The 13113-nt window shown below is 49.4% G+C and carries 13 protein-coding genes; 3 read left to right on the plus strand and 10 right to left on the minus strand.

Translation table 11 applies throughout. From position 1 onward, the window contains the following. Nucleotides 1-18 precede the first annotated feature (18 nt). The 9 genes from M1D70_RS17680 to M1D70_RS17720 all read right to left on the minus strand — a co-directional run bounded on the left by M1D70_RS17680 (nucleotide 19) and on the right by M1D70_RS17720 (nucleotide 7989). Nucleotides 19-2262, minus strand: coding sequence for a stalk domain-containing protein (locus M1D70_RS17680; protein WP_456287510.1), 2244 nt, complete (start codon nucleotides 2260-2262; stop codon nucleotides 19-21). Between the two features lie 287 nt (nucleotides 2263-2549). Continuing rightward, nucleotides 2550-3176 (minus strand): histidine phosphatase family protein, encoded by a 627-nt coding sequence (locus M1D70_RS17685; protein ID WP_456287511.1) that lies wholly within the window; start codon nucleotides 3174-3176, stop codon nucleotides 2550-2552. 30 nt (nucleotides 3177-3206) lie between these two features. Continuing rightward, nucleotides 3207-3581 carry a VOC family protein gene (locus tag M1D70_RS17690; RefSeq protein ID WP_009593716.1) on the minus strand — a complete coding sequence of 125 codons (375 nt, stop codon included), beginning with the start codon at nucleotides 3579-3581 and terminating at the stop codon, nucleotides 3207-3209. A 141-nt stretch (nucleotides 3582-3722) separates the two neighbouring features. Continuing rightward, nucleotides 3723-4163 (minus strand): hypothetical protein, encoded by a 441-nt coding sequence (locus tag M1D70_RS17695; RefSeq protein ID WP_456287512.1) that lies wholly within the window; start codon nucleotides 4161-4163, stop codon nucleotides 3723-3725. 51 nt (nucleotides 4164-4214) lie between these two features. Next, the gene (locus M1D70_RS17700) at nucleotides 4215-4727 is read right to left on the minus strand and encodes a GNAT family N-acetyltransferase (RefSeq protein ID WP_009593731.1); all 513 of its coding nucleotides are present in this window, start codon (nucleotides 4725-4727) and stop codon (nucleotides 4215-4217) included. 190 nt (nucleotides 4728-4917) lie between these two features. Then, on the minus strand, nucleotides 4918-5649 hold the full coding sequence (locus M1D70_RS17705; RefSeq protein WP_456290457.1) for a class I SAM-dependent methyltransferase: 732 nt from the start codon (nucleotides 5647-5649) through the stop codon (nucleotides 4918-4920). Nucleotides 5650-5810: 161 nt separating this feature from the next. Next, complete coding sequence (locus M1D70_RS17710; RefSeq protein ID WP_009593754.1) at nucleotides 5811-6086, minus strand: CD3324 family protein; 276 nt, start codon at nucleotides 6084-6086, stop codon at nucleotides 5811-5813. 347 nt (nucleotides 6087-6433) lie between these two features. Beyond that, a complete protein-coding gene (gene map, locus M1D70_RS17715) occupies nucleotides 6434-7180 on the minus strand; it encodes a type I methionyl aminopeptidase (protein ID WP_456287513.1) in 747 nt (248 codons plus the stop codon). A 26-nt stretch (nucleotides 7181-7206) separates the two neighbouring features. Further along, nucleotides 7207-7989: a TetR/AcrR family transcriptional regulator gene (locus M1D70_RS17720; protein WP_456287514.1), complete on the minus strand. Its 783-nt coding sequence runs from the start codon at nucleotides 7987-7989 to the stop codon at nucleotides 7207-7209. A 451-nt stretch (nucleotides 7990-8440) separates the two neighbouring features. Between M1D70_RS17720 and M1D70_RS17725 the strand changes: the two genes are divergently transcribed. Both M1D70_RS17725 and M1D70_RS17730 read left to right on the plus strand, forming a co-directional pair. Continuing rightward, nucleotides 8441-9721, plus strand: coding sequence for an XRE family transcriptional regulator (locus M1D70_RS17725; protein WP_456287515.1), 1281 nt, complete (start codon nucleotides 8441-8443; stop codon nucleotides 9719-9721). A 248-nt stretch (nucleotides 9722-9969) separates the two neighbouring features. Next, nucleotides 9970-10383 (plus strand): hypothetical protein, encoded by a 414-nt coding sequence (locus M1D70_RS17730; protein WP_009593739.1) that lies wholly within the window; start codon nucleotides 9970-9972, stop codon nucleotides 10381-10383. Between the two features lie 43 nt (nucleotides 10384-10426). On the opposite strand, the gene M1D70_RS17735 is transcribed toward M1D70_RS17730, so the two are convergent. After that, nucleotides 10427-11530: a threonine aldolase family protein gene (locus M1D70_RS17735; protein WP_456287516.1), complete on the minus strand. Its 1104-nt coding sequence runs from the start codon at nucleotides 11528-11530 to the stop codon at nucleotides 10427-10429. Nucleotides 11531-11781: 251 nt separating this feature from the next. On the opposite strand from M1D70_RS17735, the gene M1D70_RS17740 reads away from it, so the two are divergent. After that, complete coding sequence (locus M1D70_RS17740; RefSeq protein WP_456287517.1) at nucleotides 11782-12705, plus strand: cation diffusion facilitator family transporter; 924 nt, start codon at nucleotides 11782-11784, stop codon at nucleotides 12703-12705. Nucleotides 12706-13113: the final 408 nt, after the last annotated feature.

A 13113-nucleotide genomic window follows, 5' to 3' on the forward strand; every position in this document is an offset into this window, starting at 1 on the left:
GCCTATATCCTTACTATCTTAATGAATCACTTCCGGCAATTGGGTAAACAGCAGGTTTACCGGCAAATTGCTTCCCGGCGCGGCCGTCAGCATGATTTCAACCTTTTGCTCATAATCGCCCGTACGGTAGAGAACCGCTTGCTCTCCAGGGGATACCTGGCCTAGGGAATAAATCGGTACGATCGTTCCATTCATCATGGCATAACCCGAGTACTTGCCGCCCCGCGGGTTAAACGAGATCAGGGTATTCGGCGCTACGCGATCCAGCGTGATTTTATACAGGACGCCGAAGTTGCCGGTATTGTGCGTAATATCTCCAACCATAGGATCCATGCCTTGCAGGTTAGGATCATCCTGGTTGTCTCCAAGAACGAGTCGCTGGGATTCTGCCCCCACCAGCTCGGAATAACGAATGATCCGCGTTGAATCCGGATAGGTTCCGCGGTTATGAACGCCATCGCGATCCAGGATCGGCAGCGTGCTCAGCACCTTCAATGGATCGGATTTTTCGTCAATCATTACGACGTCGAACTGGATCGGCAGGTCGCTATACATGTCCGAGTACAGGGAAATGACATGCCCCTGCTTCATTCGAATCTCGCTCAGCTCCGTCATGACCAGCTTCTGTTCGCCAGGTGCAAGCGTTACGGAAGTTCGCTTCGAATTGTCCTGCATGGATTGGAAATAGTTCAGCACGGACTTTTTGCCTGCTGCCGTCGCGATCGGCGATGGACCTGCAAATCCCAAGTAATCTTGTCTGAGCGTTACCGGGGTACTGTTCTTGTTAGTTGCAATCACGTACATCTTCACGTTTTTGTTCAGATTGTTCACGTGGTGAATCATGAAGCGCATGTCGCCTACCGCTGTCTCTTGATACACGATGCCCTCGCTGTTTACGGTTTCTGGGCTGTTACTGCGGATCAGCGTGCTTGGCTCGTCGTAAAAATCATAATTGATCTTCGGACGCGAAGTGACGTTACCGAGGAACGAGAATTTCTCTCCTTCCGGAATGAAGAGCATATTGAAATCGTCTTGCTCATACAACGTCTCGTTCGTTACATTGATGGTCGTCTCGTAGGAGGAGCTAAGTCCCTTCTTATCGGTGACGGTCAACTTGATGGTATACACGCCAGGCGAGAAGAAGGCATACTCTTTGTTCTCCCACTTGTACGTCAGGTCCTCGTTCTTGTCCTGGTCGTCGTAGCTTTGATCCGTATAGGTGATCAGCTCGCCCATTTTATATTCCATCTTGTCGGTCTCGAACATGGCTACAGGCGGAAGGTTCGGCTGAACGACCGTAATCGTTTGGCTGTATGGTTCACTCCAAGCTCCCGTCGAATCCTGAACCGAGTAAGTGACTATGTATTGACCTGGCGCATCAAATATATCTTGCTTGCCTTCCCAACGTTCGTCGATGATTTCACCTTGTACATTCTCAACCTGAGGTGTATAGGTAACTGTAGTCTGCCCTGCAAAGATCTCTTTAGGTCCTACCGTAAACTTCGCAACCGGCTTGCTTTCCAGACTCATGATGACACGCTTGCCAACATTGTCCACTTTATATTGAATGTCCAGCGCTTGCGTGATGGCTGTCAGCGGAACCATGAAGGTGCTCTTGGTTTGGTAAGAGGTGCCTTTCATAGTTTTGGTAACGCCGTTGACGGTATACTTGCTGCTGTCCGTTTTGAAGCGGAGCTCATTGCTTCCTTTGGTAATAATCGTTTCTTTGGTCTTCTTATCGTAAGTGACCTTGAAGCCTACACGATCCACAAGGGCACGAATGGGAACATAGGATACTCCCTTCTTAACTTGCATCGGCTGCGGTGCATTGTAGGTAACGCCGTCCTGGACCATCTTCGTGCTATTAAAATAAAGAATAAGTTCCTTGCCCGTCGCGGATGGCGTGTTATTCTGGTTGTCCTGCCCTTCCGTAGTCGTTGCCGGCTCTTGGACTTCACCGGTTTCCTCCACCGGCACTTCGGTCGTTCCTGTTTCGGTTGTACCTGTTTCAGTGGTTCCTGCTTCATCCGGCGCTTGAGTTCCTTCTGTCACTGTCGTATCGGATGTCTCTTGAGCAGCGCCTGCAGCGTTTGTACCCCCGGATTTTAGTGATTTCGTTGCCGCTGAATTTTGCTCATACACTTCTTGGGTGACTGACGGTTGCGTTTGGTCTGCGGCATTGGCATCCGCGCTCGCCGGATAAGCTGCGGCCAATTGGGCAACAGCCAATACGGTTAGCAATGATCGTTTCTTCAGTTTCATTCCATAACTCCTTCTAATCCTTTTTGATATTTTAATGAGGTCATACTATTAGACGTAAATTTTGGTAAAAAAGTTTCTCTGAACTGTGAAGAATATTTAAGATGATGTAGAACTTTGTTAAAAACCTATAAAAAATCCCGAAACAGCATCAAAGCTGTAACGGGACTAACAGGTCACACGGCAGAATTCATATAGATTCCTAGATTTCATAAATCTATTAATCTTTCTAAGGTTCCGATTCATCACCATTTTGGTATATACAATATAGACATTGTAATCAACCGAGCTCATTGTTCGACGTTCAGATGCTCCTGCAAATTCGTAGCCGCAATAACCTTTCTCCCGCTTGCCGGGTCATATTTCCACTGATGAAGACCCGTATCTCCTGTCGGGATATGAATGTCGGTATGATAAGGAAGATTCAAGAAGCTCCGAAATAACATCGAGATCATCCCGCCGTGAGAAACAATGCAGACGCTTTTCAAATCAGGTTCGTTATCGAGGGTAGTAAACAGCTTGGACATGAATTGCTCGGCCCTTGCTCTGAGCTGCACTTCAGATTCCCCACCTTTAATGGCATCATGCCGTTTCCTTCCGCCCAGGGGCAGAGGGTATTTTATCAAAGCCTCTTCCCTCAACATACCCGCGATAACTCCATTATTTTGCTCCATCAAATCAGGATCATAGGTAACGGGTACTTTTGTCGTTTCGGCGATCATGATAGCGGTCTGCTTGGCCCGCTGAAGCGTGCTGGAAAAAATCACATCCAACGCATATGCATGATGAATCCAATCCGCCAGCAGTCGTGCTTGCTGTTGACCGAGGTTTGTTAAAGCATAATCCGCCCATCCTTCACACCGATTCAGAATATCCGCTTCCGACTGTCCATGTCTGACGACCATAATTTCAACCATATGCAGTCCCTCACTTACATCCTTCAGTGATTATTGTTTGTTGCCAACGGCGATCCAGCGCCCGTCCACATCCTCAAACACAAGCTCATGATTGTTATAATCCGTCATGGTTAACGGTCTGACAATCTTCACGTTCAATTCCATGAGCTCCTGCTCGATCTCTTGTAGTCCATATGCAACAAAATAGGCATCGTACCCGTAACCGTAACGGATTCGATTCGGCACGACCTCCACATCTGTCATCGTTAATACGATTTCAATGGAATCCCTGTATAGGCACACATGCGGTTCGTCTGCATCAAGATAGTTCACGGCACGGAACCCGATTTCCTCATAAAATTGACTTGTCCTCTTGATATCAGATGCCGGAAAGATTTGCAAGCAATGGGAAAACCCTGTACTCATGGTTCTATCTCCTTATCTCCTGTTCTAGCCCTCTTCATATCGAATCAACTGCTTATCCTTCATTTCCCGTATTCCCGGATCATGAGATCAAGTCGCTCCATGATCCTCTCGTCATTATCCAGCTGATGCTTCTTACCAAGCTCATGTGACCGGATCTTCTCCCGGATCTCCAGAAAATGACGCAATGCCAAACAGATGGAGAACCGCTAAGTAGAATGGGTAAAGCGCCAATCCCGCTAAAGCAATGAGTCCTGTTACAGGGCTGGGTTTGTCGGCCGGATTCGTGATCGGGAACCATGCAGCCGTAATGTAAATCAGCATCATGAAATAGGGAATCCATAAAATTAGTGCAAAAAAACTTGCTTTGCGACCGTTCAACCAATATCGGACCAGCCTCGGAACCCCCCAACCCGACAGAATGAATCCAGCAGCGCAACAGACTAAGGTCAGCGCATTCACGTGATCCAGGTCCCACCCTGTCAATCTGCCAATCCGGTACACGTTGACCATGAGTTCAATCCCGGCAAAAGGGAACAGCGCATACAAAGCACCCGCTATATTTAATCGAATGATGAAGTTCATATCCACTCCCCTGGCACGCATTCAACTGTAGCCGCTATACGGCAGGCCCCTTTATGAAATCAGCTCTTTAATCAAATATAAATTCAGATCATCGTCCGCGCATACCATGTCGCCCGGCACCACAGGTTCGTTGTTGTACATGATCCCGTTGCCGTCCGGAATATAACCGCGCCGTACATAGATTCTTTGAGCCGCACCGTAGTCCCTGTATAATCCCACCCCGATGCCGATACGCGGCAGTTTCTTGCTCACGATGATCTCGAATTCTTCTAGGATGCGATTGGCGATCCCGTTTCTCCGATACTCGGGAAACACGTTCAGATCATTGATTTCCGGAATGTTCTGATCACGAAAAAGCGGATAAGCCGACTCATATTTCAAATGCGATACGCCGGCCAGCTCACCCTGTACAAAAGCCAACAACGTGATGCGTATGCCGATTTGGTTTTCAAATTCACAACGATCATAATACTCATCCGAGCGTTGTATCTTTTGCTGTTCAAATGTTTCTTTCCAAATACGTTTAAGGTCTGCGTTATCCAAAACTTTCAATGTAATGTCCATAAGGTTACCTCGCTGTTATGTATTGGTATGGTGACTACCGTTAACCTCTATTTTAATGCTTTTCCTTAACTTGGTAAATCATTCCGAAGCAATTGATGCATGAAATCAAAACGGCCAAGACGAATGTCCCGGCCGCTGCCCGATTTTTACCTCAAATAACCCTGTTGCTAAGCAAAAAACTCGGTCTCTGCTACTTTCTAGCCGACATCAGCATAAACATCGGACGGTGACCTTCTTCCTCCCATTCGGGATGTGCCGCCAATTGTGCCTCAGAAGGACCCCAGTCCTCAACATGAGTTATGGTAAAGCCAAGCCCGATCAACATATTGAGATAGGTGCCCATCGTCCGGTGCTGCTTAATTACGCCTTCGGCAAGCCAATTCGTTGTACGCGGTCCTTCTTGCTGGTAATGATCAACCGGCCAAGTTTGATGACCGCTAGGATGCTGAATCCATTCGGGACGGCTTGAAGCCGTGTATATCGGATGCTCGACGGAGCATACCAGGCTTCCGCCGGGCTTAAGTGAACGGTGCACTTCCTTTAAGAGGCGCTGCAAGTTTTCAATATAATGAAAAGCGAGCGAGCTATACACCAGATCATACTTTTCAGAATCTAGCTCCAACGTCTCCAGATCCGCTTTGATATAGCTAATGTTAGGATCCTGCGTTTCGGCCTTTCCCCGTGCCAGCATATTCTCGGACACGTCAACCCCGATCACTTTCTCGGCGCCGCCTTGCTCCCTCGCCCATCGGCTGAACCAGCCGAACCCGCAGCCTAAATCAAGAACGCTGGCACCGGTCAGATCCGGCAGCATCGACCGCAGCGTTTCCCACTCCGGAGCGCCGTCCAAGCCATGAACGGAACGACTTAATTGGCTGTAACCCTGAAAGAATCCTTCATCATCATAAATGTTTTGCGTCATCACCGTTATAGCACTTCCTTCGTCTAGAATATCTCTTCTAAACTTACTTCCTTCATGCGTAGTTCTCAAGTTTATGTTTGTTTCTGCCTTAAACAGGATCAAACACCCATAAAAAAGCGATACCTGAAGATCGCCACCGATCCTTCAAATATCGCTGCATTCTAACGTATTCTTCGTTCAGCCCGAATAATTCTTCGTATCGATTGCTCCGTTAAATAATAACGTTCAGACAAGGTACGAATGGAATCACCCTTCATATGACACTTGTAAATGTTCCGATTCCGCTCGTCCAGATCTCGCTTGGCTCCGGTTTGTTCTCCCCAGGCCTTGCGGTTCTCAGACTTTCTGGGGATATAAATATAACTTCCATCAATATACTGCTGAATGGTTTTGATTACGTGTTCCGGCAAAATATGTTGTGCTTTTTCGTATTTCATACTCCTTGCCCCTATCTACATGGAATCGTGTAAATAGTGAGCAAAGCCAGCACATGAAATATTAGAGCGGCTAATTCATGTTTGGAAGTAGGCTCCGAACAATTTCTCTGCCCGATATTTCCGTGCAGCTTTGCCCGGAGCCTGATTTAACCACTTGAACGGTCGTGCTCCTAACGTGAGTCGTCATCATTTTCACCTCGCCCGATTGGATGATACAAAGTTCATTCGCTTCCCTCTATTGTAACAAATTCGATTTCCCTTGTGTCAGGTTCGAATAACGATATGACGAGTTCTCCCGATCCCTCACCCACCCAGCAACCAAGTAGACAAACAGATGTAAAAAAAACTTACTGGGCCGTTAAAATCAGCGGTCCGTCCGGCGTGATAGCGATCGTATGCTCATATTGCGCCGACAGCTTGCCGTCGGCCGTTCTCGCCGTCCACTGATCGTCGTCGATCGTGATGCGGAACGTACCTTCGTTGATCATCGGTTCAATCGTAAACACCATGCCTTCCTTTAACCGAATGCCTTTGCCGGCTACGCCGACATGCTCGTAGTTCGGCTCCTCGTGCAGACTCCGTCCGATCCCGTGCGCCAGCAGATCGCGTACGACCGAGAACCCGTTCGCTTCCGCATGCTGTTGAATCGCCGACGTTATATCGCCGAGCCGGCCCCCGGGGAGTGCCCGGGCGATCCCCAGATCCAGGCATTCCTTCGCCACCTTCATGATCTTTTGCGCCTCCGGCCGGATATTGCCCACCGGATAGCACCAGCATGAATCGCCGAACCATCCGCCGTATTCCACGACGATGTCGAGCTTCAGCAGGTCGCCATCCATCAGCGCCCGGTTCGAAGGAATGCCGTGGGCCACCACATCGTTGACCGAAGTGCAGGTTTCGGCGGGGAAACCGTTGTACCCTTTCGTAAACTGCTTGCCGCCCAGCTTGGTGATGTGTCTGGCAACAAAGTCATTGATTTCCCGCGTGGTAATCCCAGGTTCGATCAGTTTGGCCACCTCGCGGTAGCAGTCCGCAACGATTTGGCTCGCCGGCTTCATCTCTTCGATTTCCCTGGGTGATTTTAAAATAATCATCTATGTTCATTCGCTCCTTATCAGCTCTATAGTTTTAAGAACCGCACGATATCCCTGGCCTCCTCGTGCAGCTTTCCGCGGCGAAGCGAAAGCGAGGCGCAGCCGACCAAGGCAGCCAGCAGCATTTCCGCATGCTGCAGCCGATAGGGCAGCTCCGCCGCGTTTCCGCCGGCAGCGGCAGCCTCGTCCGCCGCACGCCCGCTTTCCAGCAGCGCGGCAAGCGGCGCGAGCACCTCCCGGCGAAAGGCGGCCGAGAGCGGGGCCGAGCGCGCTTCAGGCAGCGCGGCAAAGCCCTCACCGGCCAGCTTATGCAGCAGGAATAGGGCGTGGTCCTCCGCCCAAAGCTGCAGCAGCCGGACGCCGGCGGCGGCGACGGGGCCAAGCTCTGCGCCAGCGGCCGTTTCGAGGCTTGCTCTGCGGGAATCCGCGGCAGCCGAATTCCCGATGTCCGCCGCCGCAGCCAAGCCGAAAGGCCCGCCCGCCGGCGCCTCCCCAGAAACCGAGGCGCGCGAGACCTTCGGAGGGGCCTCCCGTTGGGCATTCGGCGAGACCTGCGAAGGGGCGTTCAGCGGGACCTCCAGCCATTCCCCGGCCCGCTCCAATGCGTCCCACAACAGATCGTGGAGCAAATCACCCTTATTGCTGTAATAATGGTATACCGTTCCATAGCCGAGTTCCGCCTGCGCAGCCACATCGCGGATTTCCAGTAAAGGCCCTTTATTCAAAAACACATCGGCAGCGGCTTTACGGATTTGCGCCAGACGCCGCAGCCGGATCTCTTCGTTTTGTTCCTTCGTGCGTGGAGTCATCTCGTCCGTTCACCTCTTTTATTTTTGACCTACTCTTATGTCAATATAAAACATCGGCTTGCGAATAACAAGGGTTTAGCCGGAGGATTTGCGGCTCAGCCTAGCCGTCGGTGCTTGACCAAAGGGTTAGTCTCGAACGTGCGACCTGTTTGGAACATTGCTGCGCTATCGGTTCTCATGGCGCTTAATCAGCACCAATACTCAAATAGTGTCACTTACAACCATTCGACTTTAACCCGCTTTTACGCACCCGCATACACTCTTCCGGTCAAGCACCGATTGAACGTTACAGGCCATAAATTCTGTTAATCCCCAGGCTGGGGCCAAAGCACGTTTTATTTCAGAATCTTAATACTAGGACCTTTCTCCTCATTTAAACGTTCATTCCGGCCGGCGGACTCCGAGCATGGTATACTCTTCCCAACAATTTCGTGATTAAGGAGCCTGTACCGTGTTAAAAGAACGCATTGACTACTTGTGCAAGAAAAAAGGAATATCCCGCAAAGAGCTGGTTGAAGGATATGTGACCACCGCCCACTTTGCGAACATTCTTGCCGAACGATATCCATTGCCCGAAGATCTTGCCGGGCATCTGGCGCAGCGCCTTCAAGTGTCTCCTTCCTACTTGGTAGAGGCCGGAAACACCGATCAAGATACGCTGGAGACCGCAGATCGCATTTTTGAAGAGCTTTCCCAAGCGGCTTCGCTTCTATCAGAAGAGCGTATCCACGATCTTCCGGATCGTCATGACTGTTTAACGGTGGAGCTCACCGTAGCTTTGATGAAAGCCGTCTATTACCAACAAGTCAATGATGCGGTATCCCATGATTACCTGCACCAGAACTACCTGAATTTTTACCTCGAGAAGTATGGGCGTCCCGATGATGCCGAGCTCCCGCTCCCTGCGAAGAAAGCGATGCTTTTCTACAAAATCCAATTCTACCGGTCCAAGAACCGTTATCATGAGGCTTTAAGCCACGCGAACCGGTTAAGCGAATATGTGCGGGAAGGGACCGATTTATGGCTGACAACGCAAAACTTCAAGATGGAGGCCAGCATTTTTTTGAAGTTATACGACCAGGCCAAGCAGGTGTTTGAAGGAACGATGCGACGCGTTTATGAAGAACGGCTATTTCACCGCTTGACCGATCTGTACATCGCTTACAGCGGTTATTGTTACTCGATGGGATTGTATCAGGAAGCGCTGGTCACCCTCTCGATGGCGGAAGCCAATCTGGTGTATGCGGTAAACCAGGGGAATATGTTATCCACCATTATGAACAACCGGATCATCATGCTGACGATGCAGGGAGAGCATGGAAAAGCGGAGGAAGAAATCCGGCGCTTTGCGGAACTTCTCGAACGGGAATCGGCGGAGGTACGGGAGCAATTCCGTCCGATCCTATTGATTTACCGCTGCGAGTCGGCTGCGGCTCAAAAGCAATGGGGGCTGTTAACCCAGTACATACAAGAGCTCAAATCGTTGGAGCTGACAACGGATCAAGAGATGTCCGCATTTTTTTATCAATGCCAGCTCGCCTTGGCTCATGGACACCATGAAGAATTTCTGGAATATGCCCTGAAATGCCTGCCGTATTACGAATCCGCTCAGCTCACCATGCGACTAGAATCCTTATATGAAGCATTGGCGGCCGTATCGGAGGAATCAAGGAAATACAAGGAGTCCACCGTTTATTATAAAAAGCTGGTCTACCTGCTTCGAAACAAATAATTCATGCGTTAGAAGGTCGAAACGACCACCTTCATTCGCAAAACTTTCGTCATGACTTACATTTCATTTGCTTTGCAACCGAATCAACCTGAATGAACCCTGTGAATACCGCAAAAGTTTCTCCGAAACGATCAGGTTCATTCCATCATATTGCCCGAAGTTTTGTTTCCTTGCCAAACCATTGTCGCCACAGCTCCCCGAGGCTAACATTGAATTATAAATAATTCTTCTAAGCGAGGTGCTCGATTATGGGATGGTTTGGCAAAAAGAAAAGTCCGCAGGATGCGCTGGAGAAAGCAGATCAAATGATGAACAAAGGTTTGACGGGTATGATGATGAAGGGTTTCGTGCCGAAAGAACATCGACGCGCCATCAATCAAAGTCTGGAGCAAGCGAAACAGGCACAGATGGCAGCGACCGGCGCCCTTTCGTTAACGGCGACCGCCCACGTACGATCCGTACGGGATACCGGAAAGCTGATCAATTTCGATCCGGTCGTCATCCTTGAACTGGATGTCACCGAGAACGGAGGAAACCAATATACCAAAACGCTGGAAACGCTCGTATCGAAACTGCAAATTCCGAGAACCGGTGATACCATCGGCCTCGCTCAGCATCCGGCCAATCCATCGGAACTGGTCTATATGGGGCTGATAAGCTGAAATGCGACACGTAAAAAGGACCTGAATCAGGTCCTTTTTGTTGTTATATACCTGCAGCTTCCTGCAATTTTTCGTTCAACATTCGGAAGGCTTCGTGAATGCTCTCTTTTGGCGTCTTGCCGTACCTCTCCCCGATGTTGACCTCCGAATAACACTGATCTTCCCCTGCCTCGTTCAGATAAGCGACCAATCCGACGCCCGTCGCACGGTACACATCAATCAGGATCGGTTCCAGCTGTTCCTTATCCATTTCAAAGTACACATGGAACATATTCGATACGGGCACGGCAGGCTTCGTCTTCACGCCTCGGCACTGGCCGAACATCGCTGCGAGCGCTTTGGCTTCTTCGTAATACCGGCCCATGCTGCCTATTCTTTCCGCATAATAATAATCCGAGCTGATAATATACGGGTAAAGACTGACCAGATCGCCGCCATGCCTTCTCTTCCACACTTTGGACTTTGCCGTGAAATCGGTCCCGCCAGCCAGAATGGCGCCGGCAATCCCGCCGATGCCTTTATAGAAAGATACATACACGCTGTCAAAAAGAGCACAGATTTCTGCAGCCGTTTTCTGATAATACGGTGTAATCTCGAACAATCTTGCCCCGTCCAGATGCAGCTTGATGCCTTGAGAACGGCAATAGGCCGAAATGGCCTCCAGCTCCGCGTAATCAGGCAGCTGCCCTCCGATTTCACGCTGCGGCAATTCCAGAAGCAGACATGCAATGTCACGATCCAAACGCTGCACGTCCTCAAGCGTAATCAAACGCTCCTGATCGCCAAGCAGAATCGGCTCGATATGATGCAGCTCTTTAAGCCCGTCCTCCTCGTGAATCTCCAAATGGCAAAGCGGGTGATACGCCACTCGCTTCAGATCCGCTTCATCGCACCAGATCCGCAAAGCAATCTGCTGCGCCATCGTTCCGCTGGGAAAGAATACCGCCGATTCCTTACCCAGAACCTCTGCCATTCGCGTCTGAAACTCTTCGATGATGGCGCCCTTGCCGTATGTATCTCCCATCTGCGACCCATCCGCGCTGCGAAATGCCTCGAGCAGCATTTCAACATTCCTGCGGCTATGGCCAATCAATGGGTATGCTGTTTCGCCGTAAGCCTCGCCAAGCGATTTTCGTTGATCTCCCATTACGCAATAACTCCCCTTGTTCCATCGATTTTGAGCCTAAACTCTTTACATTGAATGAACCACCCATTAAGCATACTAGATAAATGAGCAAGTGAAAAATAATTTTAATGACCTAACTTTTCGGAAAAACTTGACAACAGGGGAAGTCTGAAATAACATTGTATATGAGCATGTGTTCATATAAAAATTCACTCAGCTTTTTGAATCATTCGTTCAACATTCTTATGGTTATCTGAAGGGAGTTTTCGATTATGCACCATCACAACCACCAGCACGGTCATGACCACAGTCACCATGATCACGCCCGCTCAGGGAATAAGAAAGGTCTTGCCATCGCCTTGATCATCACGCTCGGCATTATGATTCTAGAATTTGTGGGAGGCTTGCTTACCAACAGTCTGGCCCTGTTATCCGATTCCGGCCATATGCTAAGCGATGCCAGCGCTTTGCTACTTAGTCTGGTCGCTTTATGGTTTGCCGCAAAGCCCTCATCGCCGAACAAGACCTACGGCTTTTACCGTTTCGAAATACTGGCAGCACTATTAAATGGCGTCGCCCTGTTTGTCATCGCCGGCTTTATCGTCTGGGAGGCGATTCAACGCTTTGATGACCCGCCGGCCGTTGCCAGCGGCAGCATGATGCTCATTGCATCCATCGGCTTGCTGGCTAATCTTCTGAGTGCCTGGTTCTTGATGCGGATGGGCGATGTGAAGAACAACGTGAACCTGCGAAGCGCCTACCTTCATGTCATCGGCGATGCGCTTGGCTCCGTAGGTGCTATTGTCGCCGGGATTCTCATGATTGCATTTGGATGGTATATTGCAGATCCTATGATTTCCATTCTGGTTTCGATCTTGATCCTGAAAAGCGCCTGGAGAATTATACAGAATACCGTTCATATCCTGATGGAGGGTGCACCTGCAGCGATTAACCCTGATGAGGTAACGAAATCCCTGCTGTCCATTCCAGGAGTCACGGGCATCCATGATCTCCATATTTGGACGATTACGTCCAATTTCGACTCCTTGAGCTGCCATCTTGTCGTAAAGGATGACGTGACTGGTTATGAAATCCTTCAACAAGCGATTGATCTTCTGGAAAGTCGATTCCACATAGAGCATTCAACCATCCAGATTGAGAACAGCGCCATCTCTCATAAAGAAAATAAAGTGTGATCTGGTTCCTACGGCAGTCTTTCCGTTCATGAAAAGGGGAAATTCAACTGCCGAGGTTTACACTTTTTACAAGCTCGGTTGACCTCCATAATGAGACTATCAAGACATTCTACGTAAGTTACCACGAGATCCTGAATGTCTGATAGGGAGGTTGCCATGAATAACGATATATATACGTTGGAGAAGCTAAATGAATATCGGCAAGCACATTGGGACGAACTGGATCGTCAAGGAAGATTCATTATTCATGATGAGATCGGTGTTGGTGAATCGGAGTTAAATGCGAGGAATCTTCGACTTATCGATAAGCTTTACGGGTTCTTTCGAAAGCGGAGATCACGAAAAACCCATTCAAAATCCTTATAAGCCAAAAGAGCAAGCGCCGTTGTACGCGCTTGCTCTTTTTTT

The organism is Paenibacillus sp. AK002, from assembly GCF_053903045.1.